This window comes from Lysobacter sp. HA18 (assembly GCF_054057595.1).
In genome coordinates this window covers 615052-637447 of the sequence record NZ_JBSRZL010000001.1, presented here as the reverse complement: position 1 = coordinate 637447, position 22396 = coordinate 615052, and the positions used below count along the sequence as shown (strand labels likewise).

At 65.8% G+C, this 22396-nt stretch carries 23 protein-coding genes and 1 pseudogene; 10 read left to right on the top strand and 14 right to left on the bottom strand.

Translation table 11 applies throughout. From position 1 onward, the window contains the following. The first annotated feature begins 14 nt into the window (after window positions 1-14). Both ACVWWW_RS03155 and prpF read left to right on the top strand, forming a co-directional pair. A complete protein-coding gene (locus ACVWWW_RS03155; protein ID WP_027083917.1) occupies window positions 15-473 on the top strand; it encodes an SRPBCC family protein in 459 nt (152 codons plus the stop codon). A 31-nt stretch (window positions 474-504) separates the two neighbouring features. Next, on the top strand, window positions 505-1698 hold the full coding sequence (prpF, locus tag ACVWWW_RS03150) for a 2-methylaconitate cis-trans isomerase PrpF (RefSeq protein ID WP_027083918.1): 1194 nt from the start codon (window positions 505-507) through the stop codon (window positions 1696-1698). Between the two features lie 15 nt (window positions 1699-1713). On the opposite strand, the gene ACVWWW_RS03145 is transcribed toward prpF, so the two are convergent. Both ACVWWW_RS03145 and ACVWWW_RS03140 read right to left on the bottom strand, forming a co-directional pair. Next, window positions 1714-2064, bottom strand: coding sequence for a J domain-containing protein (locus tag ACVWWW_RS03145; RefSeq protein WP_051235555.1), 351 nt, complete (start codon window positions 2062-2064; stop codon window positions 1714-1716). 120 nt (window positions 2065-2184) lie between these two features. Next, window positions 2185-3297 (bottom strand): alpha/beta fold hydrolase, encoded by a 1113-nt coding sequence (locus ACVWWW_RS03140; protein WP_027083919.1) that lies wholly within the window; start codon window positions 3295-3297, stop codon window positions 2185-2187. Between the two features lie 139 nt (window positions 3298-3436). Here ACVWWW_RS03140 and ACVWWW_RS03135 point away from each other — a divergent pair, with 139 nt between their 5' ends. Beyond that, complete coding sequence (locus ACVWWW_RS03135) at window positions 3437-4030, top strand: ACP phosphodiesterase (RefSeq protein ID WP_027083920.1); 594 nt, start codon at window positions 3437-3439, stop codon at window positions 4028-4030. Window positions 4031-4173: 143 nt separating this feature from the next. Here the strand turns inward: ACVWWW_RS03135 and ACVWWW_RS03130 are convergent, their stop codons facing one another. Then, on the bottom strand, window positions 4174-4404 hold the full coding sequence (locus ACVWWW_RS03130) for a hypothetical protein (RefSeq protein ID WP_027083921.1): 231 nt from the start codon (window positions 4402-4404) through the stop codon (window positions 4174-4176). Window positions 4405-4604: 200 nt separating this feature from the next. Between ACVWWW_RS03130 and ACVWWW_RS03125 the strand changes: the two genes are divergently transcribed. Both ACVWWW_RS03125 and ACVWWW_RS03120 read left to right on the top strand, forming a co-directional pair. After that, window positions 4605-5534: a DUF72 domain-containing protein gene (locus ACVWWW_RS03125; RefSeq protein WP_036143230.1), complete on the top strand. Its 930-nt coding sequence runs from the start codon at window positions 4605-4607 to the stop codon at window positions 5532-5534. 263 nt (window positions 5535-5797) lie between these two features. Then, window positions 5798-6946 carry an amidohydrolase family protein gene (locus ACVWWW_RS03120; RefSeq protein WP_196804421.1) on the top strand — a complete coding sequence of 383 codons (1149 nt, stop codon included), beginning with the start codon at window positions 5798-5800 and terminating at the stop codon, window positions 6944-6946. A 103-nt stretch (window positions 6947-7049) separates the two neighbouring features. Here the strand turns inward: ACVWWW_RS03120 and ACVWWW_RS03115 are convergent, their stop codons facing one another. Next, window positions 7050-7865 carry a helix-turn-helix domain-containing protein gene (locus tag ACVWWW_RS03115; RefSeq protein WP_456998633.1) on the bottom strand — a complete coding sequence of 272 codons (816 nt, stop codon included), beginning with the start codon at window positions 7863-7865 and terminating at the stop codon, window positions 7050-7052. Window positions 7866-8077: 212 nt separating this feature from the next. Here ACVWWW_RS03115 and ACVWWW_RS03110 point away from each other — a divergent pair, with 212 nt between their 5' ends. After that, entirely contained in the window at window positions 8078-8644 is a 567-nt protein-coding gene (locus tag ACVWWW_RS03110) for a DUF1579 family protein (protein ID WP_196804422.1), read from the top strand. Between the two features lie 27 nt (window positions 8645-8671). Here the strand turns inward: ACVWWW_RS03110 and ACVWWW_RS03105 are convergent, their stop codons facing one another. Then, window positions 8672-9229, bottom strand: coding sequence for a YaeQ family protein (locus ACVWWW_RS03105; RefSeq protein ID WP_027083925.1), 558 nt, complete (start codon window positions 9227-9229; stop codon window positions 8672-8674). Window positions 9230-9420: 191 nt separating this feature from the next. Between ACVWWW_RS03105 and ACVWWW_RS03100 the strand changes: the two genes are divergently transcribed. Continuing rightward, entirely contained in the window at window positions 9421-11115 is a 1695-nt protein-coding gene (locus tag ACVWWW_RS03100; protein WP_155914441.1) for a hypothetical protein, read from the top strand. Window positions 11116-11367: 252 nt separating this feature from the next. Here the strand turns inward: ACVWWW_RS03100 and ACVWWW_RS03095 are convergent, their stop codons facing one another. The 3 genes from ACVWWW_RS03095 to ACVWWW_RS03085 all read right to left on the bottom strand — a co-directional run bounded on the left by ACVWWW_RS03095 (window position 11368) and on the right by ACVWWW_RS03085 (window position 13113). Then, window positions 11368-11910: a DUF2058 domain-containing protein gene (locus ACVWWW_RS03095; RefSeq protein WP_027083927.1), complete on the bottom strand. Its 543-nt coding sequence runs from the start codon at window positions 11908-11910 to the stop codon at window positions 11368-11370. 91 nt (window positions 11911-12001) lie between these two features. After that, the gene (locus ACVWWW_RS03090) at window positions 12002-12673 is read right to left on the bottom strand and encodes a DsbA family oxidoreductase (protein ID WP_027083928.1); all 672 of its coding nucleotides are present in this window, start codon (window positions 12671-12673) and stop codon (window positions 12002-12004) included. 149 nt (window positions 12674-12822) lie between these two features. Beyond that, on the bottom strand, window positions 12823-13113 hold the full coding sequence (locus ACVWWW_RS03085) for a hypothetical protein (RefSeq protein ID WP_027083929.1): 291 nt from the start codon (window positions 13111-13113) through the stop codon (window positions 12823-12825). A gap of 169 nt (window positions 13114-13282) precedes the next feature. Here ACVWWW_RS03085 and ACVWWW_RS03080 point away from each other — a divergent pair, with 169 nt between their 5' ends. After that, the gene (locus ACVWWW_RS03080; protein ID WP_196804423.1) at window positions 13283-14527 is read left to right on the top strand and encodes a family 1 glycosylhydrolase; all 1245 of its coding nucleotides are present in this window, start codon (window positions 13283-13285) and stop codon (window positions 14525-14527) included. Window positions 14528-14548: 21 nt separating this feature from the next. Here the strand turns inward: ACVWWW_RS03080 and ACVWWW_RS03075 are convergent, their stop codons facing one another. From ACVWWW_RS03075 to ACVWWW_RS03050, 6 genes and pseudogenes are all read right to left on the bottom strand, one after another. Continuing rightward, complete coding sequence (locus ACVWWW_RS03075; protein WP_456998739.1) at window positions 14549-14923, bottom strand: GGDEF domain-containing protein; 375 nt, start codon at window positions 14921-14923, stop codon at window positions 14549-14551. Window positions 14924-14966: 43 nt separating this feature from the next. Beyond that, window positions 14967-16238 (bottom strand): annotated as a pseudogene (locus ACVWWW_RS03070) (diguanylate cyclase); the annotation flags it as partial. 252 nt (window positions 16239-16490) lie between these two features. Beyond that, entirely contained in the window at window positions 16491-16760 is a 270-nt protein-coding gene (locus ACVWWW_RS03065) for a hypothetical protein (protein ID WP_456998632.1), read from the bottom strand. Window positions 16761-16882: 122 nt separating this feature from the next. Next, window positions 16883-17581, bottom strand: coding sequence for an MAPEG family protein (locus ACVWWW_RS03060; protein ID WP_456998631.1), 699 nt, complete (start codon window positions 17579-17581; stop codon window positions 16883-16885). 117 nt (window positions 17582-17698) lie between these two features. Beyond that, complete coding sequence (locus tag ACVWWW_RS03055) at window positions 17699-18094, bottom strand: GFA family protein (protein WP_027083933.1); 396 nt, start codon at window positions 18092-18094, stop codon at window positions 17699-17701. Beyond that, the gene (locus ACVWWW_RS03050; RefSeq protein ID WP_027083934.1) at window positions 18091-18876 is read right to left on the bottom strand and encodes a PhzF family phenazine biosynthesis protein; all 786 of its coding nucleotides are present in this window, start codon (window positions 18874-18876) and stop codon (window positions 18091-18093) included. The genes ACVWWW_RS03055 and ACVWWW_RS03050 overlap by 4 nt, the downstream gene beginning before the upstream one ends. Before the next feature lie 199 nt (window positions 18877-19075). Between ACVWWW_RS03050 and ACVWWW_RS03045 the strand changes: the two genes are divergently transcribed. Both ACVWWW_RS03045 and ACVWWW_RS03040 read left to right on the top strand, forming a co-directional pair. Next, entirely contained in the window at window positions 19076-19807 is a 732-nt protein-coding gene (locus ACVWWW_RS03045) for a hypothetical protein (RefSeq protein WP_027083935.1), read from the top strand. 428 nt (window positions 19808-20235) lie between these two features. After that, window positions 20236-22149: a M14 family zinc carboxypeptidase gene (locus ACVWWW_RS03040; protein WP_051235559.1), complete on the top strand. Its 1914-nt coding sequence runs from the start codon at window positions 20236-20238 to the stop codon at window positions 22147-22149. Window positions 22150-22396: the final 247 nt, after the last annotated feature.

Sequence of the window (22396 nt, the reverse complement as noted above, 5' to 3'; positions counted from 1 at the left end):
ACGAGGACACACGCATGACGACTGAAACCACCGGTACCGTCCGCCTTCATCGCGTGCTTCGCGCGCCGCCGTCAAAGGTGTATCGCGCCTTCCTCGAACCCGCCGCGATGTCCAAGTGGCTGCCGCCCTACGGCTTCGTCGCCGAGGTGCAGCAGATGGATGCGCGCGTCGGTGGCACGTTCCGCATGTCGTTCACCAACTTCGGTACCGGCAAGGTCGAATCGTTCGGTGGTGAATACCTCGAACTGGTTCCCGACCAGCTGATCCGCTACACCGACAGGTTCGACGACCCGAACCTGCCCGGTACGATCCACGTCACCGTCGCGCTGCGCCCCGTGATGTGCGGCACCGACGTGTCGATCGAGCAGAGCGGCCTGCCCGCGGCGATTCCGGTTGAGTTCTGCTATCTCGGCTGGCAGGAATCGCTGGAGCAGCTCGCGAAACTGGTCGAGCCGAACATTCCCGACGCCTGATCCGTTTCCACTTCTTCATCGAGTCCACGACATGACGCACGCCCCGCAACTCCGCATTCCCGCCACCTACATGCGTGGCGGCACCAGCAAGGGCGTGTTCTTCCGGCTCGACGATCTGCCCATCGCCGCGCGCGTTCCCGGCGCGGCGCGCGATGCGTTGTTGATGCGCGTGATCGGCTCGCCCGACCCGTACGGCAAGCACACCGACGGCATGGGCGGCGCGACGTCGAGCACCAGCAAGTGCGTGATCCTGTCGAAGTCCAACGTGCCGGATCACGATGTCGACTATCTGTATGGACAGGTGTCGATCGACACCGCCTTCGTCGACTGGAGCGGCAACTGCGGCAACCTGTCCTCGGCCGTCGGCCCGTTCGCGATCGCCAACGGGCTGATCGATGCCGCACGCATTCCGCGCGACGGCCACTGCATCGTGCGCATCTGGCAGGCCAACATCGGCAAGACCATCATCGCGCACGTGCCGATCACCAATGGCGAAGTGCAGGAAACCGGCGACTTCGAACTCGACGGCGTGACGTTCCCGGCTGCGGAGATTCCGCTGGAATTCGTCGACCCGTCAGACGACGGCGATACGGGCGCGATGTTTCCGACCGGCAATCTCGTCGACACGCTCGACGTGCCGGGTGTCGGTACGTTCGACGTCACGATGATCAGCGCCGGTATCCCGACCATCTTCATGCGCGCGGCCGATCTCGGCTTCGACGGCACGGAACTGCAGTCGGCCGTCAACGATGATCGTGCGCTGCTCGCGAAGCTCGAAACCATCCGCGCCTACGGTGCGCTGCGCATGGGCCTGATCGCCGATGTCGCCGATGCATCCAAGCGGCAGCACACGCCGAAGGTGGCATGGGTCGCGCCGCCAAAGGATTACGTGGCGTCCAGCGGCAAGACAGTGCGCAGGAGCGATGTCGACGTGCTCGCGCGCGCGATGTCGATGGGCAAGCTGCACCACGCGATGATGGGCACGGCGTCGGTCGCGATCGCGACGGCGGCGGCGGTGCCGGGCACGCTGGTCAACCAGGCGGCCGGCGGCGGCCAACGCGATGTGGTGCGCTTCGGGCACCCGTCGGGCACGTTGCGCGTCGGCGCGGCGGTGTCGCAGGTCGATGGCCAGTGGATCGTCACCAAGGCCGTGATGAGCCGCAGTGCGCGCGTCCTGATGGAAGGCACGGTGCGTGTTCCGGCGGACCCGGCTTACACCGGTTGAGCCCGCTGACGCCGCTTACAGGCGGCGTCCCAATCCCGCGAACTCGGCGTAGGTCGCCGCTGCGCGCTGGCGCAGCGTGATCGGTGCAGTCGCTGCGTAAAGCGGCTGCGCAAGCGTGATCGTCTCGTCGTCGTCCGCAGCACGCCGCTTCCATTCGCGGCGAAGCTCGCGGTCGTAGCGATTCCGCGACGCGGGATCGGACAGCACGCGCCATGCCTCGGTGACGGCCTGCATGCGCCGCAGCGCGTCGTCATCCCCATCGCAGCGGTCCGGATGATGGCGCGCCGCCAGCACGCGATACGCGGCGCGGATCACCTCGATCGGCGCGTCGGTGGCGACATTGAGCGCGGCGTAATGCGTGGACACGTGCGTCGTCGAAATGGCGGGGGTGCGAGTCTTATACGCCCGGTGTGATGGCCGCTGCACCGCCGCCCGGCGGCATTCAGGCAGCAGCCGGCGAACGGTAGTGCTCGCGCCGATGTCTGCTCAGCGCGGTGAGTAGACCGGCAGATCGGCGGCGGCCAGCGGACGCACGTCGTCGACCAGCGCCTTCAGCACGCGGCCGGGCTCCTCGATCATCGGCAGGTGCGCCGAGTGCTCGAACCAGTCGACGCGCTTGGACGGCGCCTGCAGCGCGTCCATCCACGACGCGGTGATCGACGAGGGCGTCGTGTAGTCCTGCCGGCCGAGCAGCATCACCACCGGTGTGTCGACGCGATGCACGTTCGCGAACGTGATGCCGGCGAGGTTCGGAAACATCGTGGTGATCGTAAAACCGCTGCCCTCGTCCCAGGCCTTGATGTCGGCCGGCGTGTACTCGGGCGACAGGCGAGGCGCGTGGAAGTAGAAGTCGGCGTTGTCGCGGCCGGCGGCGAGTCCACCGTAATGGATCGACCACTTGCGCTCGGTGCCGGTCTTCTCGACGTCGAACGGTCCATTCCCCGGATACGGCGCGATCGCCTCCAGTTCCTTGATCGCATCCGCATTGCCGTCGCGACGCGCGCGCTCCAGCGCCCATGCGTAACCTTGGCGTTCGTTCTCGCGGAAGTCGATTACCTGGCCCATGCCGATGTAGGCATACAGCAGGTCCGGCCGTTTCACCGCAACGCTGAGCCCGACGATGGAGCCCCAGCTGTGGCCGAGCACGAACACCTTGCGCTTGCCGTAGCGCTTGCGCAGCTCGTCGATCAGTTCGATCGCATCGTCGCGATAACGCTCCGGCTTGAGCGTGGACGCGAGCGCCTTCGGATCGTTCAGCGGATACGACCGCCCCGCGCCGCGCTGGTCCCACTGCACGACGGTGAAGAAGTCTTCCCAAGGCCGCTGGAACGACCACGCCACCGGCATCTCCACCGCACCGGGCCCGCCGTGGATGTAGATCAGGATCGGATTGTCGCGATCCGCACCGCGCACGTTCACCACCTGCCGCGCGCCACCGAGCGTGACCTCGAACGTGTCCTGCACACCGTGCGGAGTCACGATGTGGCCGATGTCCGCGACGACTTCACGGGCGGGGGCGTAGCGGTCTTCCGGCGGTTGTTGCGCGAAGGCCGACGTCGCGATGGCGAGGCTGGCGAAGACGAGCAGCGTACGAGTCATTACGCATGTCCCTGGAGATTTACCGTAACGATAGCCGCACTGGCGCGTGCTTGGCTGTGCCGAACGCTGGGTCGACGATGCGTTGCCGCGGGGCACGAACCGCGCGCAGACTGGTTCTTCGCGAACCCGGATGCAGCCCATGAACTGGCTCGCCCACATGCACCTCGCCCGTTACAACGATGCCGCGATGCTCGGCGCGCTACTGGGCGACTTCGCGTTCGGGTCTAGCGGGCTGGAACGGTACGGCGACGTCGAACGGCGTGAGATCCTGCTGCATCGGCGTGTCGATCGTTTTACCGACGCGCATCCCGCGGTGACCGAGCTACGCGCGCACTTTCCGAACGGGCGGCGACGCTATGCTGGCATCGTGCTCGACGTGTACTTCGATCACCTGCTCGCGCGTGGCTGGCCGAACTGGAGCGACGTTTCGCTCGACGCGTTTACTTCCCGTGCGTATTCGATGCTGCGCACGCGCTTCCACGACCTGCCACCCCGATTGCAGGCCATTGCGACACGGATGGCGGAGAACGACTGGCTCGGCAGTTACCGCGAGCGTGCAAGCGTCGACCGCGCGATCACGCGCATCGCGCATCGGCTTTCGCGCAACGGCGACCGACTCGTCGCGACGCTCGACGATTTCCTTGACGTCGAGCCGCAGGCGGAGGCGATGTTCGACGACTTCTATGCCGAGCTTCAGCGCTTCGTCGTCGACGAACGCGCGCGCATTGCGTAAATGCGTAACCGGCAGACCGGTGTCTGGCGTTTGTATGGCGACGCGATGAAAACGCAAAAAAAAGGGACAGCGGCTGCTGTCCCTTCAAGCTTCACTCGACCCTCTTCCCGGTGCTCGTTGCCGAGCACTACAACCTCACTTCGTCAACGGTTGGAGCCACCGTCGCGGGACGACGAGCTACCGCTCTGGCTGCCCGATCCCATGCTGTTCTTGCCCGAGCCTTGCTGGCTCACTCCCTGCTGCGAACCCTGTCGCGACGAACCCTGCTGCGAAACGCTACTGTCGTTGCGCCCTGACGCCTGGCGCGACTGCGAGCCGCTTTCGAGGTTCTGATTGCTGTTGCGATTCGACGTGTTCTGATCGTTACGGTTCATGCGACCTCCCGGATCGACATTTCGACATCGCCCGCACTGCGGACGATTTGCAGACTACACGGCGATGCCGTTGGCACAGGTGACCCCGGCATTAGGGTTGCGTTAGGCGGCCGCAGCGTTCAGCGGCCGGCCATCGTCGCGACGCGCCTGAAGCAGACTTGCCCAGTTCATCTACACGCCGCCCGCGCTACGCTTTCTCGATGGCCCATATTCGAGTCGGCACGGCGAGCTGGACGGATCCCACGCTGATCCAGTCGAAACTTTTCTATCCGCGCGGCTGCAACTCCGCCGAGGACCGCCTGCGCTTCTATGCGAGTCGCTTCCCGATGGTCGAGGTCGACTCCAGCTATTACGCGATGCCGAGCGAACGCAACGCGCAACTCTGGGTCGAACGCACGCCGGAGGACTTCACGTTCAACCTCAAGGCGTTCCGCCTGCTCACTGGCCACCAGACGCCGGCGAAAGCGCTTCCTCCCGACATTGCGACCGAACTTGCACCGCTGTTCGCGCAGAAGCGCAACGTCTACTACAAAGACGTGCCCGACAGCCTGCGCGACGAACTCTGGCGGCGTTTCGAACGTGCGGTGCGTCCTCTGCGCGACGCCGGCAAGCTCACGGCTTTGCACTTCCAGTTCGCTCCGTGGGTTACGCCGTCGCCCGACTGGAAACGGCATCTCGAGGAATGCGTCGGCCGCCTGCCCGATTACCTGCTCGCGTTCGAGTTCCGCAACCGCACCTGGTACGACGGGCGCCATGACGACGTCACGCTCGCGATGGAACGTGACTTGGGTGTCGCGCATGTGGTCGTCGACGAACCACAGGTCGGCGCGAAGTCGATTCCTCAGGTGTGGGACGTCGCCTCGCCGCAACTCGCCATCGTCCGCATGCACGGCCGCAACCACGCCACGTGGGACATCAAGGGTGCGACCGTCGCGAGTGATCGCTTCGATTACGACTATTCGGATGAGGAACTGACCGAAGTCGCGACACCGATCCGCGAGCTTGCGCAACGCGTCGCGGAGCTGCATGTCGTGTTCAACAACAACCAGGGCGATCAGGGGCAGCGCAATGGGTTGTCGTTGATGAAGGTTCTGGGCGGTGATGCACGGCCGGCGGCGGTGGACGCGTAACAGCCTCGGCGCGGCATGCCCGGCGGCGACGAATCGTCACGCCAACTTCCGGCCCATGAGAACGCGTCACGCCTGATGCCTACTGTGTGCCTGCGGAGCCAGCGTGCCGCCGCTACCCTTGGTCCAGTATCGCGGCTTCCGGAGTTTCCATGCGCTTGACGCTACTTGCCCTGTCGATGCTGTTGGTCTCCGCGACGACGGCGCACGCCGAATCCCTCGCTTTCGTTGATGCCAGGGTCTATCCGGCGCCGGATGCAAAGCCGATGGATCACGCGACCGTCCTCGTCCGCGATGGCGTGATCACAGCGGTCGGCAAGAAGGTATCCGTACCCAAGGACGCGACCGTCATCGACGCACGCGGCAAAGTCGTGGTCGCCGGCTTCTGGAACAGCCACGTGCATCTGCTCGGCGAGCCCTACCGCGGCGCTGCGTCGTTGCCGGCGGCGGGGCTGTCCAGCGCGCTCGAGTCGAACTTTACGCAGTGGGGTTTCACCACGGTGTTCGACATTTCGTCGTTGCCGGGAGATGCGCTCGCACTGCGCGGCCGCATCGAACGCGGCGAAGTCACGGGTCCGCAGATCCTGACGGTCGACGCACCGTTCTTTCCTGAGAACGGCACGCCGATCTACGTTAAAGGTCTACTCGAACAGCTCAAGGTCCCGACGTTCGAGGTCAAGAATGCGGCCGAAGCGTCGCAACGCGCGACGCGCGAACTCGATGCAGGCGCCGACGGCGTGAAGATTTTCGCGGGCGCGATGGTCGGTGGTGCCGTCGGCGTGTTGCCGATGAAGACGCCGATCGCGCGCGTGGTGGTTGACGAAGCGCATCGTCGCGGCAAGCCGGCGTTCGCGCATCCTTCGGATATCGCCGGGCTGCAGGTGTCGATCGACAGTGGTGTGGACGTGCTCGCGCATACGACGCCGAATATCGGGCCGTGGCCGGGGTCGCTCACGAAGACGCTCGTCGACCGCCGCATGGCGCTGATCCCGACGTTGACGCTGATCGAAGTGGAAGTCGGTCGCCAAGGCGCGCCGCCCGAGGCGCAGGATTCGATGCTCGCCGCGGCGTCACAGCAGACCAAGAGTTTCCTTGACGCGGGTGGCCAAGTGCTGTTCGGCACCGATTCGGGCTACACCGACGTGTACGACCCGCTGCGCGAATATCAGCTCATGGCCGCGGCCGGAATGGATTGGCGCGGCATCCTGGCCAGCCTCACTACCGAGCCGAGTAAGCGCTTCGGTCAGGCGGCGCACAAGGGTCGCGTCGCAAAAGGGATGGATGCGGATCTTGTCGTGTTGAACGGGGATCCGGCGGTGGATGTCACGGCGCTCGATCGTGTCGAGATGACTGTGCGAGCGGGGCGTGTGATCCACCGCGCGGCTGCAGCAAGCACTAATGCAGGTTCGCGCTAGGCGCGTTGCATCACCGATAGGGTTTCACACGCCTATCTCGACGACACAGTCCGTGTGCGCGGCGTCATATACGTGATGCCGCGTGCGCCGTTATCGCAAGCGATCAATTCCGCGCGAGTCGTCCTGACTCCGCCGCGATCTGCGCCGGCGTGACACCCAGCACGCGCCGCATGCATCGCGCCAGGTGGCTCGCATGCGCGAATCCGGTGAGCGCCGCGACGTCGCTGATGCTCGCGCTCTGCTGCATCAGGTGCAGGCGCGCACGTTCGACGCGACGTTCCATGACGAAGCGATGCGCCGTCATGCCGGTCGCATTCTTGAACAGCGGCTTGAAGTGGGAAACGCTGAAGCCGGCGACTGTCGCGAGTTCGGCGAGCGATAGGTCGCGGTCGAGATGCGCCTCGATGTATTCGATCACTCGCTGCAAGCGCCAAGCAGGTAACGCGCGGTTCGCGTCGGAGCACGATTGCGACATGACGCGTTGCAGCGCCAGAAGCCGCGTCGCCAGCGCCCAAGCCAGACCATCGGCGAACAGGCGCCCTGCGGGATAGCTATCGTTGGCTTCGGCCTGCATCAGCCAGCCGATACGCTCGATCTGCGGGTCGCGGATATGGATGGCGGGTGCGAGGTCCGCCGTTCCGTGTCCCACCGACTGCGCGGCGTCGCGCATTACCGTCGGCGCGAGTCGCAGCAGCAGCGATGTCGCCGGATTCGATAATTCCCATCGCGTGCTCGAGCCCGCTGGCACCACGCAGAACTGTCCGTGCAGGCGCGTGCCACGACGTTCATGGCTGCCGGCGCGATACGTCACCGGCACCGGCTCACCCAGATGCAGGCAGAGCACGTGGCGGTGGTCGACGGGCGAATCGAAGCGGCCGCTCGGTACCGGCGAGGCCAACACGTCGAGCGACGGCAACATTCCGCCCGGCGCACCGATGCACGCCGCTCCCGCAGGGGCCGGGTAACACGCGGGCCTGGCCGTATCGCTCATGACGCCACCTTCGAACCGGGGCGGCTAAGCGAGAAGTCCCACAAGTCATCCTCCCGTGCCCGCCAGCGGCCGATCGTGCGCGCATCGCTGGCCCTCGGCGGCCGAGCATGGCGGCTGTCACCCTGACGGAACCGCACACGATGACGCACCGACCTGTCGCAGTACTCGCATTGCTCCTGACCCTCATAGCGCCCCACGCGATCGCACGCGGCGTCGACAATGCGTCGCCACCTGCACCGACCAGCGGCGCGGCCGTCGATGCGCAACACCAGCAACTGGCCGAACTTGTCGGCCTGTGGACCGTGCGACAGTCGCTATGGCTGCACCCCGGCGCGCCGCAGATCGACCTCGGCACCGCGATGTTCAACATGGTGCTCGGTGGACGGCAGCTGCAGCAGGACCTGCGCGTCAGCTCGCGCGTGCCTTTCCAGGCGCTCGGCTACATCGGCTACGACCCGACCACGCGCATGTACGTCGCGACGTGGACCGACCTCAACCTCGACGAAGTGATGGTGCTGCGCGGCGACTACGACGCACGCGATCGCACCTACCGACTCGGCGGTGACATGTCGGACGGCGCCGGACACCGCATTCCGACGCGCGAGGAGTTGCAGCGCGTGGACGACGATCATTTCGTCGTGCGCTACTACGAAACGCGACAGGTCAAGGAAGCGCTGGTGGTCGAGCTTGCGTATTCGCGACGCTGAGCGTCCGCGTAGAGCCGATCGAACGCGTTACTCCGCGCCGAACGGCTTCCCCATGCGCACGGTCGGCCGCAGCGCGACAGTGCGCGTCGTATCCATCAACTGCAGTTCGCCGTCCTGGATCATCGCGGTCAGGCGCATGCCGCGATCGAACAGCGCAGTGACGGCTTCGACGCTCTCGGCATCGATGTCGACGACGGTGAGGTTCTTCAATCGCGACAGGGTCGGTGCGTTCTTCGTCCACCACACGTCGCCGGCGCGACCGCCGTAGTTCACGACGACCACCTGTTGCGCACGACCGCAGGCCTTGCGGATGCGCGACTCGTCCGGCTGGCCGAGTTCGATCCACTGCTCGATCTCGCCGGTGTAGTCGCGTCGCCACAGCGCAGGCTCGTCTTCATCGCTCAGGCCGCGACCAAACTCGAGGCGCTCGTCGGCGTACAGCGCGAACGCGAGCAGCCGCACCATCAGGCGCTCGTCGGTCTCCGAGGGATGCTGCGCCAGCGTGAGGTTGTGCGACGCGTAGTAGTGCCGGTCCATGTCGCTGACCTGCAACTCGGCTTTGACGACGGTGGCCTTGGGTGCCATGGAGTTCCTGGCTGCGAGGCCGGGTGGAGACGGGCAGGCATTCTAGGTCGTCACACGATCGGCATCGCGCTCCCGCTCATCGGCTACGGAAAAGTCCTACCGCGCGACGGCGCAAACGCCCACACCCGGTCGCTTCCAATGCGCCCAGCCTTGCCGGGCCGCACTTCGCGGCGTTCGACGAGGACTCCACCGTGCGCCCGTCACCGATGCGCCCTAGCGCGCTGTTTTCCACGCTGTCGCTGTTGGTCGGCAGCCTGCTTCTCGCCTCGCCCGTGCAGGCCTACTGGATGCGTGACTGCCACGCCCGGCCGTCGACGTGGAAAGGCACCACCGAGATGGTCGCCGACATCAACCCGGGCGCGGCGGGTTCGAGCCATCCCATCCTCGGCTTCTCCTCCATCAACTCGCTGATGACGGAGTTCAACAACACCCTGTATTTCCAGGCCGACGACGGCACGCACGGCTCCGAGCTCTGGCGCGTCGGCAACGGTGCGCCTTCGATGGTCGTGGATCTCGTGCCCGGCGCGTCCGGCTCCGCCCCCCATTCGTTCGCCCCGTACAACGGCGCCCTGTTCTTCGCGGCGCATAGCAGTGCGAATCACGATGCGCTGTACATGAGCAACGGAAGCGCGATCGCGATCGCGGTCGACCCGATGTCTGCGGCACAGAACGTCGAGATCACCGCACTCACGGTGTATGCCGGCAAGCTGTATTTCGTCCGCTACGCCGACGGCGTGCCGAGCTTGTGGCGATACGACGGCACGAGCGCGCAAGCGGTAGCAGCGGCGAACGCCGTGCCGGGCAGGATCGAGACCAGCGACCTCATCGCGCATCCGTTCGTGGTGTTCAAGAACCGCCTGTACTTCGTCAAGGCGACGGGTGCCGACTATCGGCTCTGGGCCTTCGACGGCTCGACGATGACGCTGGTGAAGCAGCTCGTGCCGACCGGCAACTTCACGACGTACGGATTCGACCTCGGCGTGTACGGCGATGCCCTGTATTTCGGCGTTCTGGTGCCCGCCGATCCGCTCTACGTCTCCGACGAGTTGTGGAAGTACAGCGGCAGCGGCGCACCGACCAAGGTCGCGTTCCTGCAGGCCAACGCGTGGTCCTTCAGCCAGCCGCTGGAGTTCACCGTCTTCAAGGGCAAGCTGTACTTCACCAGCGGCAGCGGGCTCCAGCGCTACGACGGCAGCACACTCCAGTCGCTGGGCGGTTCCGCCGGGGGCGCTCCTTGGGGCGCAGGCGGCCTGACGCCGTACACGGGCAGCTTCCTGTACCTCAGCGGCTTCTACGACGACTGGCAGAACAGCGAGCCCTACATCTTCAACGGCAGCACCACGTCGCTGCTGCGCGACATCATGCCGGCGACGGGCTTGCCCGAACCTGGATCGTTCCCGACGCGCGGCGTGCAGGTCGACGATATGCTGTTCTTCAGCGCTGCCGACGACACTCATGGTCGCGAACTCTGGCGCGTCAAACGCGATGAAGGCCCCGCCTTCCTCGACTGCGACATCGTGGTCATTCCGATCTGGGACGACTGGCGGCTCTGGGTCGTCGACGAACGCGAAGTCATCGTGGCCACGTGGCTGGCCGGGCCCGATCGGCAGCCGCAGCTGATCTCGCGCGAGCGCACGGTTGCACGACGCGACCAGCCCTTGCGCGTACAGGTGTTGAAGACGGACGCACGCCGCGATCGACTTCCCGACGGTGCGCGGCTGGTGACGCGTGTTTACGACGCCAAGACGGGTGCGGTGGTCGATCGTGGCGAGGGGTCGATCGGCGCGTCGACCGAATCCGTGGGCAGGCGCGAGCGCGCTGCGGCTACGCAGGTCGGCGAGCCTACGCTGCGTCAGGTCATGGGTGAGCGCGTTCGAGGACTTTAACGCGGCTGCACGTGCAGGCGACGGTGCCAGTTGCCGTCGCCTGTCGCTGCGGGAGCTGACACCGAATGGTCAACACGTGCCCGCGTGAAGCTCGAGCAATCTACGACGCACTGCCAGCGTGTTGATTGACGACAACGGCATGACTGTTGGCGTCGACGGATTCAGGTATCGACCTCAGGCGCAGCGCAACCGACATACCGCGCGATCTCATTCGTGCAACGCATGTGCCACGACGCGTTGCAACGAGTGCGTTCACCACATGAGATCGTCCGGCACCGTGAATTGCGCGTAGTACGCGTCGTCATCGCTGGCCGGTGCGGCGCTCGCCGCGGTCGCTGCGTGGTCGAGCACGATCATCGATGGATCGCGCGCCTGCACCTTCTCGGCGGCCGCACGCGGCAATAGCGCATAACCGTCGTCGAGACGTGCGATGACAAGCGCGCCGCTCGCGAGTTGTGCGCGTGCTGCGGCATCGACCTGTAACGAACGGATGACATCGCCGTCGGTGAAGCGGTAGTCGATTTCGCCGACGACGCGCACGCGCTGGGCCTCGACGATCTGTCGCGCCTGCGCACGCTGCTCATGCGCGCGTGCCTGCACATTGCGCTCGGCAGCGAGTGCACGGTCACGCTCGACGCGTTCGGCCCGCACGCGTTCGGCTTCGAGTTGCTGCTCGTTCGTGGGCGGCGGCGCCTTGCCGTGCCGCTGCTTGGCTTGCTCACGCGCGGCCTGGGCGACCTGCGACTTCTTGACCAGGCCGGCCTTGAGCAGTTGGTCCTGTAGGGGATTTCGCATGCGCGCAGTCTAGATCAGCGACGCACGGCGGCGCGGCCTCGACGGTTGCTGCCAGTAACGCGACGGAGAAGCGCTGGTCATACGACGCGGATTACGCCCCGCCGCGCCGCCCTGTCGCGACCTGTCTCAGCGCCTGCTCGAACACCTCGACCGGCTGCCCGCCCGAGATCAGGTATTCGCGGTCGAGAATGATCGCCGGGACCGAATTGATGCCGGCCTGCAGGAATGTCTGCTCGTCCGCCCGCACCTCGTCGGCATATTCGTCCGAGGCGAGAACGGCGTTCGCGCGCTCGGCCGACAGCCCGACCTCGGCAGCGATGCGCGCAAGCGTCGCGTGGTCGCTGACATCTTCGCCGTCGGTGAAGTAGGCGCGCAGCAACGCGTGCTTCAGCGGCAGCTGCCGGCCCTTACTGGCGGCCCAGTGCAGCAGCCGATGCGCGTCGAACGTGTTGTACGTGCGCGTTCTTGCGCCCATGCGGAAATCGACGCCAACCGTAGCGCCGCGTTCGCGAAGGCGCTCGCGGTTCTGCTCGAGCTGCGCCGACGTCATCCCGTACTTGCGGCCGAGATGTTCGTCGATGTCCTCGCCCTCGGGCGCCATGTCCGGATTCAACTCGAATGGCTGCACATGCAGCTCGACCGCGATCTCTTCACCGACCCGAGCGATCGCCTGCTCCAGCGACGCCAACCCGATCGCGCACCACGGGCAGACGATGTCCGACACGAAGTCGATGCGGATGGGGATCGGAGCTGGCGTGGTCATGGCTGCGGCTATGGGTACGTTGCCGGCAAGGAAAGCACACGGAGCGTTGGAGGGACGAGAAGTACGGCGCGTACGCGTTGCATACGCCGCCCACAAACAAAAGGCGCCGTCTCCGGCGCCCTTCGCGTGATGCGGTCAATACACGACGATCAGTGGATCGTCCCCTTCGCGACTTCGGCACCCTCTGCAACCGGCTTCAACGTCACCGCCAGCTCCTCGAGCTCGGCGATCTCGGCTTCCACGGCTTCATGCAGTTCGCCGGCGCGCACCATCAGGTCTTCGATGCGGTCGGCCTGCTTGAGCTTCTTCAGCTCGCTGTCGAACAGCAGCCACTGCGTGGTCAGCCGTTCGACGTTGTTCTTGGAGTAGTGACGCATCTCCTTGAGCTGCGTCAGCGTGTCGTTGACATGATCGAATGGCGTCTTGGCGTCGGTGGACATGGCGGACTCCTGTCTATCGGTGGTGGCGCGTCAGGAGTAACCCATGCGTCCTGTCTCTTCGCGGAACGGGGTCGATCATGTCGACGCCAAGTGAAAGGCGGACGCCGCGTTCGCCGCACGCGAATCCCGTCTGCGCTAGAACATCGCCAGCCCCCACCAGGCAATGCCGATGACGCAGCGACCCGGCCTGTTTCCCACGTTTTTTCTCTCCGGTTTCGAATGCTCGACGTTCGAATGGCGCGGGCGCGGGCGTCGTGACCTGGTCGACGAGACGCAACATCGCGAGCATGCGCACGAGGACTACCAGTTCCTGCGCGGCCTGGGCATTGCGGTCGCACGCGAGGGCATTGCGTGGCCGCTCGTGGATCGCGGTGGTGAGTACGACTTCAGCCACGTCGATCCGATGATCGAGGCCATGAACGCCGCGCAGGTGCTGCCGATCTGGGACCTCTGCCACTACGGTTATCCGGACGACGTCGATCCGTTCCGCTACGGTTTCGCCGAGCGCTTCGCGTCGTACTGTCGTGCAGCCGCGGCGTACGTGACCTCGCGCGTGCACGGCCCGCATTACTTCACGCCGATCAATGAGATCACGTTCTGGGGTTTCTGCGGCGGTGAATGGGGTTGGGTCGCGCCGTTCGGTGGCGATCGTGCGACGCGGCTGCGTTTTCGCCATGTGCTCTGCGAAGCGGCGATCGCCGGCGTGCGCGCGATCCGCGAGGTCGTGCCGGATGCGCGCGTGATCCATGTCGAGCCGGTGATCCAGGTGGTGCCACCGCGCGACCGCCCCGACCTTGCCGACGACGCCGAACGTGAGATGGTCGACGACGCGTGTTACGCGTGGGACGTGCTGTCGGGCCGCAAGCATCCCGAACTCGGCGGCACGCCGGACACTCTCGATATCGTCGGCGCCAACTGCTACTCGTTCGGGCAGATGGAATATCGCGAACACGGCCCGCACATGGCGCTGGATGCGCGCGACGATCGCGTGCAACCGCTGTGCACGATGCTCGAGCGCGTGTGGCATCGCTATCACCGCCCGATGCTGATCTCGGAAACGAGCGGCCTGCGCGATGGTCGCCCCGCGTGGCTGAAGGACGTGATGGAGGAATCGATGGCGGCCGTGAATCGCGGTATCGATCTGCACGGCATCTGCCTGTATCCCGCGGTCGACATGCCCGATTGGCATACCGGCGAATGGCTGCACAATGGCATCTGCGATGTGGAGGACGACGGCGGTCGCCTGCGTCGCGTGCCCTACCGGCCCTATGTCGACGAACTGCGTCGCTGGCAGCGCGAACTCAACCGCGTCACCGAACTCGACGAGGATCCTTTCAGCGATCCGGTGGAACTGCAGGACGTGATCGATGCGGCGAAGCGTTACCAGACGCAGCCGGACAAGGATTGGAACTAGCCGGCCCTTGTCCGCCTGACCTCAGACGGCGCAGTCGGCCGCTTCGACCCGCGAATCCGGCGACGATCCCGACAGCAGAACGGCGACGTTGTTTCGCACGAGCGTCTCCGCACCATCGGCGCATGCAGTCGCGAGCGACGCGAGGTCCTGGCCCACACCGGGACGCAGGACGGCCCAACTGTTGCGACCGTGATGCTTCACCCAGTACAGCGCCGCGTCGGCGACCTCGACGATCTGCTCCCACGTCACCGGCGTCTGCTGTTCCAGCAGATTCAGTTCGGCGAACCCGACGGAGCACGTCAGCTTGAACGGCGGGCTGCCCGTGGCGTGGAAGGCGTGCGCGGCGACGCTCTGGCAGATGCGCTCGCCAATCGTCGAAACGTGCTCGCTCGGCATCGGGCGCAACACGAGAAGGAATTCTTCGCCGCCCCCAACGGATGGCGTAATCGCTGCCGCGCACCAGGCCTGACAACAGGGATGAGAACTGCTGCAGCACCTCGTCGCCGGCGCGATGACCCAACGTGTCATTGATGTGCTTGAAGTGGTCGATGTCGACCAGCGCGAAGAACAGCGCGTGCGGCGGCGTGTGCGCTTCGGCCGCCTCGCGCGAGTAGAAGCCAAGGTCCGATGGCAACTGCTGTGCGATGTATCGCCGGTTGCGCAGGCCGGTGAGCGCGTCTGTCTGGCTCGCATGCTCGAGTTGCCGGTTCGCTTCGTCCAGCTGACGCGTGCGCTCGGCCACCAGGCGTTCGAGTTCGACCTGCTGCCGGGCTGCAGCATCCGCCGCCGCCAACAACGCTCGACGTGCATCGACGCGCTGCGCATGGATGGACACCATCAGCAGCAGCGGCAACGTCGCGAACAGGTTGAGGAAACCGAGTAGCAGGATGACGTCGAGCAGCGTGCGCGGCGCCTGGAACGCGGCGAGCCCGAGACCGGTCAATGAGGTGATGACGAATACGGAGCTGAGCGTCGCGATCGCGGTCCACAGCCGTTCGAAGCGGAACGCACTCCACAACAGCAGTGCCAGTGGCAACGCGACCATCCCGAGCGCATAGCTGCTGTTCTGCAGCCCCACCCAGTACACGAACGCGTACGACGCCGCGTACAGCACCGTCCAGATGACCTTCTCGCCTGACGCCGCGTAGTCGCGGCGATCCGGTGCGTCCGCCGCAAGCGCACGGCCCTGCGAAGCCAACATCACCGTCGGCGCGATGCACAGCACGCCCAGCAGGTCGCCCAGCGCCCACTTGGTGTACGCGCTCGCGACGGCTGCCGTCTTCACCATCCCGGTCAACGCAAGCCCGGACGTGCCGACCGCGGCCGCCACGACGGCCATCGTGATCGCACCCGACAGGAAGCGGAACAACGCGTTGGCGCTGTCGAAGTGTCGATATCGCGACGTGTTGCAGACCCACGCGGCCGCCAGCGCGCCGAGCAGGTTACTGGCGACCGAAAACGGCACAAATGCGACGGGCACGTGCGCGAATGTCGCGTGCGCGACCACGACAGCCACGGGAATGATGCCGGCCCAATACGCGCCACGGCCGACCACTGCGGCGAAGGCCACGCCGGCCGCCGGCCAGAACAGGGTGACGTACGACGGCCCGATGACGAAGACGTCCGAATACCAGATCCCCGCGACGTACAGGGCCGCCCAGAGCACGGCCTGCAGGGCGATCCGGGCGCGATGATGTGCGGCAGCTGACATGGTTCCCCCCGAGTCATGCCGGCAGTGCGCGCGCCGGCCAAGGGAGGCTTGCAAAAGGTGTGCCGATGCTGGTGGAGGTCGCTATCGGGTGCCGCCCGGCCGGCCATGGCGGTGCCGGCCTCGCGGTAGAACGCGTCGAACTAGTCGTTGAGGTCGACCGACCAGGCGACGATCGAGCATGGACTGATCACCGACGCAGCGGGCATGAGCGCTGACATGCCCGATCAACCACCCGGGCCAACATCCCCAAACTCATGCCTGTTCCGCCTGCGCATGTCGCAACGCGCGTTTGCCCATGTACGGCACGGCGAAGAGATAGAGGCCCGACAACAACTGCAGAAACAGCGGCGGCAGCGGTGCATATGTGATGAGCGCCGGCGGCTCCCCTGCTGCCACCGCGCGGTACGCGAAGTTCAGCGCAACCGTCGCGGTGAACACGATCGATAGCCAGCGATGGCTCTTTCGCGCGAGCGATGCCAGGCGCATCGCAAAGCCCATGTCGATGTTCGGATGCTGATTCATGGCGACTCCTTGAAGTAGGCGTTCTTTGTAGCAACGCCGGATCGCCTGTTCTTCTCCGAAACTGCGGTGTTCTCGAACGCAACCAGGGTCTTTCAAATACCCCGCAATACGCGCGCCGATGGTCAGGTCGCGGTATGTCCGCGTGTCGTGCGAAACAACACGGCTTCGAATGCCAAGAAGGCAGCCACGACCGCAACTGCCCCAGGCACGCCAGCGACGTCGCGCCCAATGCGCGCCGCGACGTACAGCAGCATGAGCAGGGCGAGGAACATGCCGGGCGCGCCCAAGCCTCGAAGCGCCGCGCTGCGGTGGTACCCGATCCAGAACGCGAGGCGTGCCGCAATCCAGACGACGACCGTCGCCAGGACGGTACGCATCGCGTCACCGCCGTCGCTGTAGTACGCGAGCCCGAACAATCCGGCGGTGAACACGACGAGCTGCTCCAACGTGTTCTGCAAGTAGCGCTGGTTCACCTGCAGGCGCCGCGTCTGTACGCCCGCAAGTGGGTCGAAGGCGGCTGACTGCAATCGTTCGTGGGCTACCGCTTCGATGCCGGTGACCAGGCAGAACAGCACTGCGAGGCACCAAGCCTTGAAAGCGAAGACGAGCCGCGCCTGCACCGAGTCCATGCCTGCAATCACGGGCGCGCCCCACCGCACCGCCGACCACATAAGCGCGGCCACCAGCATCGCCGCAGCGATCGCGCGGATCCCCGCCCGGCGTTGCGCTCGCCAGTCGGCTCCAGCCGTCGTCACTTCATGATCGGGAGTGCGAGTCTGCATGAGGCAAGCATAGCCCTCGGCCATCGACGAGCCGTGCATGGTCGTTGCCAACCGTCGGCCGGCGCGCGTCCGCCCAGTTCGCGCGCACAACCCGCTTTCGATCATCGACTGTGACGAACGAACCGACGCCTCCCCGGGCGACGGCTCGCATCGGGGTCAGCCAACACGTGGCCTCGGCCACTCGGCGCGCGCAAGCGGATCTTCGATCGTCATGCCAATGCCCTCCGTCGCACGCACCAGCACCGATGTGACGTCGAAACCATCGAGACAAAACACATTGACGCCAAAATGGTGCGGTGCGGCGCGTTTGCGATGGAAGACGTAGACGCCGCATCGGTCGCAGAAGTAGTGCTTCGCGCGGCGCGTGTTCCATTGGTACAGCGTGAGCCGTTCTTCGCCGGCGGTAATCGTCAGCGCGGCTTCCGGCACCTTCGCCATCAATGCGCCGCGCTTGCTGCACAGCGAGCAGTCGCAGGTTGTTAGCTCGGTGATGTCGGCGTCGATGTAGAAACGCACTGCGCCGCAGTGGCAGGTGCCGTCGTGGCGCGTCACAGCGTGACGCTGCCTTCGAGGTAGAACACGCAGCTGCCTTCGAGTTCGACGCGATCGCCGGCGACGCGACAGACGATCTCGCCGCCGCGTCGCGAGGCCTGCCAAGCGCGGAACTCGTGCTTGCCGAGTCGCGCCGCCCAGAACGGCGCGAGGCCGCAGTGCGCGCCGCCGGTGACGGGGTCTTCCGGCACGCCCTTGCGCGGTGCGAAGTAGCGACTGGTGAAGTCGTACGGCGCGTCGCCCTGCGCAGTGACGACCACGCCGCTGCGGTCGAGCGCGATCAATGCGGCGATGTCGGGCGCCAGATCACGCACGCGTTGCGCGCTGTCGAGCAGCACGAGGTAGTTGAAGGGATCGGCATGCACTTCGATGGGCTGGACGCCCAGCGCCTGCACCAGACCCGCCGGCGTGTCGACCGGCACCGCATGGCGCGCAGGAAAATCCATTCGATAGCCTGCAGCACTACGCACCACCTTCAATGCGCCGCTCGCGGTGTGGAAGGTAACCGCGTCGCGGCCGCGCTCCAGCCGTTCCATCACCACCGCCGCGCTCGCGAGCGTCGCATGTCCGCACAGCGGCACTTCGACCGCGGGCGTGAACCAGCGCAGGCGGTAGTCATCACCATGCCGCACGAGGAACGCGGTTTCCGACAGGTTGTTCTCGGCGGCGATCGCCTGCATCAACGCGTCGTCGAGGAAGCCGTCCAGCAGCATGACCGCCGCGGGATTGCCGGACAGGCGCTGTGTCGTGAATGCGTCGAGTTGATAGAGCGGGATGCGCATGGCCGCGTCCGCGAAGGGCACACGGAATGATGCCATCCGCGTTTGCGGTCGGCAGCTTGGACGAACGTCGCGGTCCCGTTGGACATGGAACGTGACCCGATTTCCGCAGACACGGCCGGCGACAGAAGGCACCGTGCGAGCGAGGCGCCGTGCTCTACTTCCGGTCGGCCGACGCAACGTCGGCGTCGGGGAGATCGCAATGCTCTACGTACTGCTTGCGGCCGCAGCCGCCATCGCTACGCCGTCGCAGGTGCCGGTCGTATCGTTCAACCACTCCGGGTTGATCGAGCGGTATTGCGCGTCGTCCGCCACCGATAAGCCTGACGATGCGGTGCTGGCCGAGATCGATGCGCGGCTGGGCGAGTTCCGGCAGGCGTGGGCGGCATCCGGCCCGAGCCTGATGGCCGCGAACGTCGAACTGACGGGTCAGCCGTATCGATTCCACGAGACGATGGCGACCCTGCACGGTTGCCGCGACATGCCGTCGTACTCCGCGCCACTGCTGATCTCGGTCGCGCAGTTCACACGTGCGGCGGCGTCGCTGCCCGCGGTCGGCGTCAAAGGTCTGCAACGCAATGGCACCGGTGCCGGCGGCGCCGTGGCCGGCGTGGTCGGGCCGATGTCCGGCTTCAATTACCTCGTCTGGCACGAGAGCACGCATCGCTACATCAACGACATCATCGACGCGAAACCGGGTGCGACGACGCCGTTGTTGCGCAAGTACGCGGCCGAGGACGGCGTAACGCTTTCGCACGTGCATCTGTTCGCGCTCGAGAAGCTCGTGTATCGCCGGCTTGGACTGGAGAGCGAGTACGACGCGCGCGTGGTGCGAGTGAAGGCGCGCGCATTCAAGAGCGCGGTGCGTGCACTGGAGATCGTCGATGCGGAAACGCCCGAGGCATTTGTCGCGGAATTGAAGGCGACGCCCTAGGGCGTCCAAGGCCGCAGGCTCGACGTAGCAGACGCAGCTGACGCGTTCTTCGCTCCGTCGGCCGCTCAGTGCCCCGTCGCCAACGCATACGACCGCAACCGTGCATCGGGACCGAAGATGCTCGCGGTCGCGGTCAGTTCGTCGAACCGATGACGTCCAACGAACGCGCGAATGCGACCGACCCATTCGTACGCGCCGAAGCGGCATAAGCCGCACCCACGTTCCAACCCCAACCAACTCCGACACCGTCGCACTCGCTCGACGCGCCGCACGGCCGTGCCCGCTTGCAGCGAAACCGCGCTCCAGCCGCTTGCCGCACATCACTGCAGAGCTCCCTCGCCGCCGAGCGGTCGGTCGGCGCGTCGCGTTGAGGGCAACACTGCGCGCAGAGCCCGGATTCGCTCGTTCGCCGCAAATGGAGATGCACGATGAAGCCGAATACACCCGCATTGCCCGCGCCGCCGCTGCGCATCCTCGCGATCGCGACGTGCACATTACTCGGGCTCGCCGCCGTCAACGGTTGCACGCCCGCGCCGACGCATTCCGCCGATACACCGGGCTCGACCGCATGGGGTGCGATCCCCATCGGCAACGGACAGTCGCTTCCCGGCACCGATCGCGACAAGGACGGCGTGCCCGACGATCGCGAACGCGATCTCGGCAGCAACGCGGAACAGGCGGACACGGACCAGGACGGTTATGCCGACGGCGTAGAAGATCGCCTGGCCGAATTCGGTTTCGATCCCACGAAGCCCAACACCGATCGCGACCACGACGGCCTCACCGACGCACGCGAAGCGGAGCTGGGCACCGATCCTACGTCGGCCGATACCGATGGCGACGGCTGGAGCGACTTCGACGAAGTCATCAATGCGTACTTCGGTTTCGACCCGCGCGAGAAAACCATCGACGCGGACTTCGACGGCCTAGGCGATGCGTTGGAAACAAAACTCGGTTCGTCGCCGCACAAGGTCGACAGCAACGGCGACGGCGTCAGCGACTTCCAGGCCTATTCGGCGGACCAGTCACCCGTCGGCAAGCCGCTGAAAGGCCCGCTCGCCGACCTGATGGGTACGACCTACAGCCCGGCGATGGGCGAAGCGCTCGTTCGCATCCGCAAGGGCAGTGACTTCCCCGCCGCGCTCGCGAAGCAGTTGCCGTATCCCGACGTCACCGCGCCGCTGGTGACGGCAACCACGCCGCGCATTCGGCCCTCCGCCGCGTTGATGCAGCGCGCGCTGTACAACCCGCACAACTCGCCCGGCATCTACAAGACATACACCGAGATCGAGCAGGAACTGTCCAAACTCGCGACGGCGTATCCGTCACTGGTGCGGCTGTTCCACTGGACCGGGCAGACCATCGACAGCTGCGACGGCAAGCGACGCGTCGGGCGCACGATCTACGCGGTGAAGGTGTCGGCCAATCCGCAACAGAACGATCCCGAGCCTGAAGTCGCATTTCTCGGCGTGCATCATGCGCGCGAGCTGATCACCGCCTACCAGACGATGCGACTGCTGCAAGCGTTGACCGACGGCTACGGCAGCAACAGCACGATCACGAAGCTGGTCGACTCGCGCGAGATCTGGGTGATCCCGGTGGTCAACCCGAACGGCTACGACCGCGCGGTCGCCAACCAGGTCGACTGGCGCAAGAACACGCGCCTGGTCGACGGGCAGAAGCGCTGCGGCATCGACCTCAACCGCAACTACGCGTTCGGACACCCGTCGACGTTCACGCAGGCGCAGCGCATGTCGCTGCCCGACATGGGCATGAGCGGCGTCGATGCAGCCGGCAATCTCGTACCCGACAACGACACCTACCCCGGGCCTTCGCCGTTCTCCGAAGTGGAAACGCAGGCCGTGCGTGGCCTCGCACACAGCCAGTTCCTGACGCGCAACAAGCGCGAGGTCGACGGCTTGGCCTGCATGCTGTCGTGGCACAGCTACGGCGGCGTGGTCGGGCACCCGATGGGCCACGTCGCGGTGCCGCCCGCGACCAACCTCAACCCGCCCGACGTCGCACCGTTCGACAAACTGACCAAGGCAATGGCAACCGCCGCCAGCTACACCGACGTGCAGGACGATTACGCCACGGTCGGCGTCGTCGACGGCTGCGCAACGCCGCACTACATGGTCTACGGCGATTCCAACGACTGGTTCTACAAGGACGGCCACACGTTCGGCACGCTGATCGAGGAGTTCTCGTCCCCGGAGCGCGGCAGCTGCCCGGTCGGGCCGATCCAGAACGACTTCAACCCGCAGACTGCGGCACTGCGCGACGCAGTGGCGGACACCGGCGTCAAGGCCGCGATCGCGATGTTGAAGACTTGCCCGCCGTGATGTGATCGGATCGGTTGTCGCGTAAGCAAAAGGCTCCGCCTTCGGGGCCTTTTGTTTGGTGCTTCAACGCTGCGATGCGAAAGGCCTTCGGGTTCGATGCGCTGTCGATATCAGACGCGAGATCGGTTCGGGTTTCGCCGATCAACGCGAACGCACGACGTTTGCTTCAAGCAGCCCCGGCTGCCGGATGCGGCTGCCACTGGGCAACGTTCGTGCCGCACCACGAAGCGGGGGATGGAACTGGACT

Bases quoted from the DNA above. Each gene is read 5' to 3' on its own strand.
- ACVWWW_RS03090 (WP_027083928.1), bottom strand. From the start codon at position 12,673: ATGACCACGCCAGCTCCGATCCCCATCCGCATCGACTTCGTGTCGGAC.
- ACVWWW_RS03155 (WP_027083917.1), top strand. From the start codon at position 15: ATGACGACTGAAACCACCGGTACCGTCCGCCTTCATCGCGTGCTTCGC.
- ACVWWW_RS03125 (WP_036143230.1), top strand. From the start codon at position 4,605: ATGGCCCATATTCGAGTCGGCACGGCGAGCTGGACGGATCCCACGCTG.
- ACVWWW_RS03105 (WP_027083925.1), bottom strand. From the start codon at position 9,229: ATGGCACCCAAGGCCACCGTCGTCAAAGCCGAGTTGCAGGTCAGCGAC.
- ACVWWW_RS03050 (WP_027083934.1), bottom strand. From the start codon at position 18,876: ATGCGCATCCCGCTCTATCAACTCGACGCATTCACGACACAGCGCCTG.
- ACVWWW_RS03065 (WP_456998632.1), bottom strand. From the start codon at position 16,760: ATGAATCAGCATCCGAACATCGACATGGGCTTTGCGATGCGCCTGGCA.
- ACVWWW_RS03060 (WP_456998631.1), bottom strand. From the start codon at position 17,581: ATGCACGGCTCGTCGATGGCCGAGGGCTATGCTTGCCTCATGCAGACT.
- ACVWWW_RS03115 (WP_456998633.1), bottom strand. From the start codon at position 7,865: ATGTTGCCGTCGCTCGACGTGTTGGCCTCGCCGGTACCGAGCGGCCGC.
- ACVWWW_RS03085 (WP_027083929.1), bottom strand. From the start codon at position 13,113: ATGTCCACCGACGCCAAGACGCCATTCGATCATGTCAACGACACGCTG.
- ACVWWW_RS03110 (WP_196804422.1), top strand. From the start codon at position 8,078: ATGACGCACCGACCTGTCGCAGTACTCGCATTGCTCCTGACCCTCATA.
- ACVWWW_RS03080 (WP_196804423.1), top strand. From the start codon at position 13,283: ATGACGCAGCGACCCGGCCTGTTTCCCACGTTTTTTCTCTCCGGTTTC.
- ACVWWW_RS03095 (WP_027083927.1), bottom strand. From the start codon at position 11,910: ATGCGAAATCCCCTACAGGACCAACTGCTCAAGGCCGGCCTGGTCAAG.
- ACVWWW_RS03120 (WP_196804421.1), top strand. From the start codon at position 5,798: ATGGATCACGCGACCGTCCTCGTCCGCGATGGCGTGATCACAGCGGTC.
- ACVWWW_RS03130 (WP_027083921.1), bottom strand. From the start codon at position 4,404: ATGAACCGTAACGATCAGAACACGTCGAATCGCAACAGCAATCAGAAC.
- ACVWWW_RS03045 (WP_027083935.1), top strand. From the start codon at position 19,076: ATGCTCTACGTACTGCTTGCGGCCGCAGCCGCCATCGCTACGCCGTCG.
- prpF (WP_027083918.1), top strand. From the start codon at position 505: ATGACGCACGCCCCGCAACTCCGCATTCCCGCCACCTACATGCGTGGC.
- ACVWWW_RS03140 (WP_027083919.1), bottom strand. From the start codon at position 3,297: ATGACTCGTACGCTGCTCGTCTTCGCCAGCCTCGCCATCGCGACGTCG.
- ACVWWW_RS03040 (WP_051235559.1), top strand. From the start codon at position 20,236: ATGAAGCCGAATACACCCGCATTGCCCGCGCCGCCGCTGCGCATCCTC.
- ACVWWW_RS03075 (WP_456998739.1), bottom strand. From the start codon at position 14,923: ATGCCGAGCGAGCACGTTTCGACGATTGGCGAGCGCATCTGCCAGAGC.
- ACVWWW_RS03135 (WP_027083920.1), top strand. From the start codon at position 3,437: ATGAACTGGCTCGCCCACATGCACCTCGCCCGTTACAACGATGCCGCG.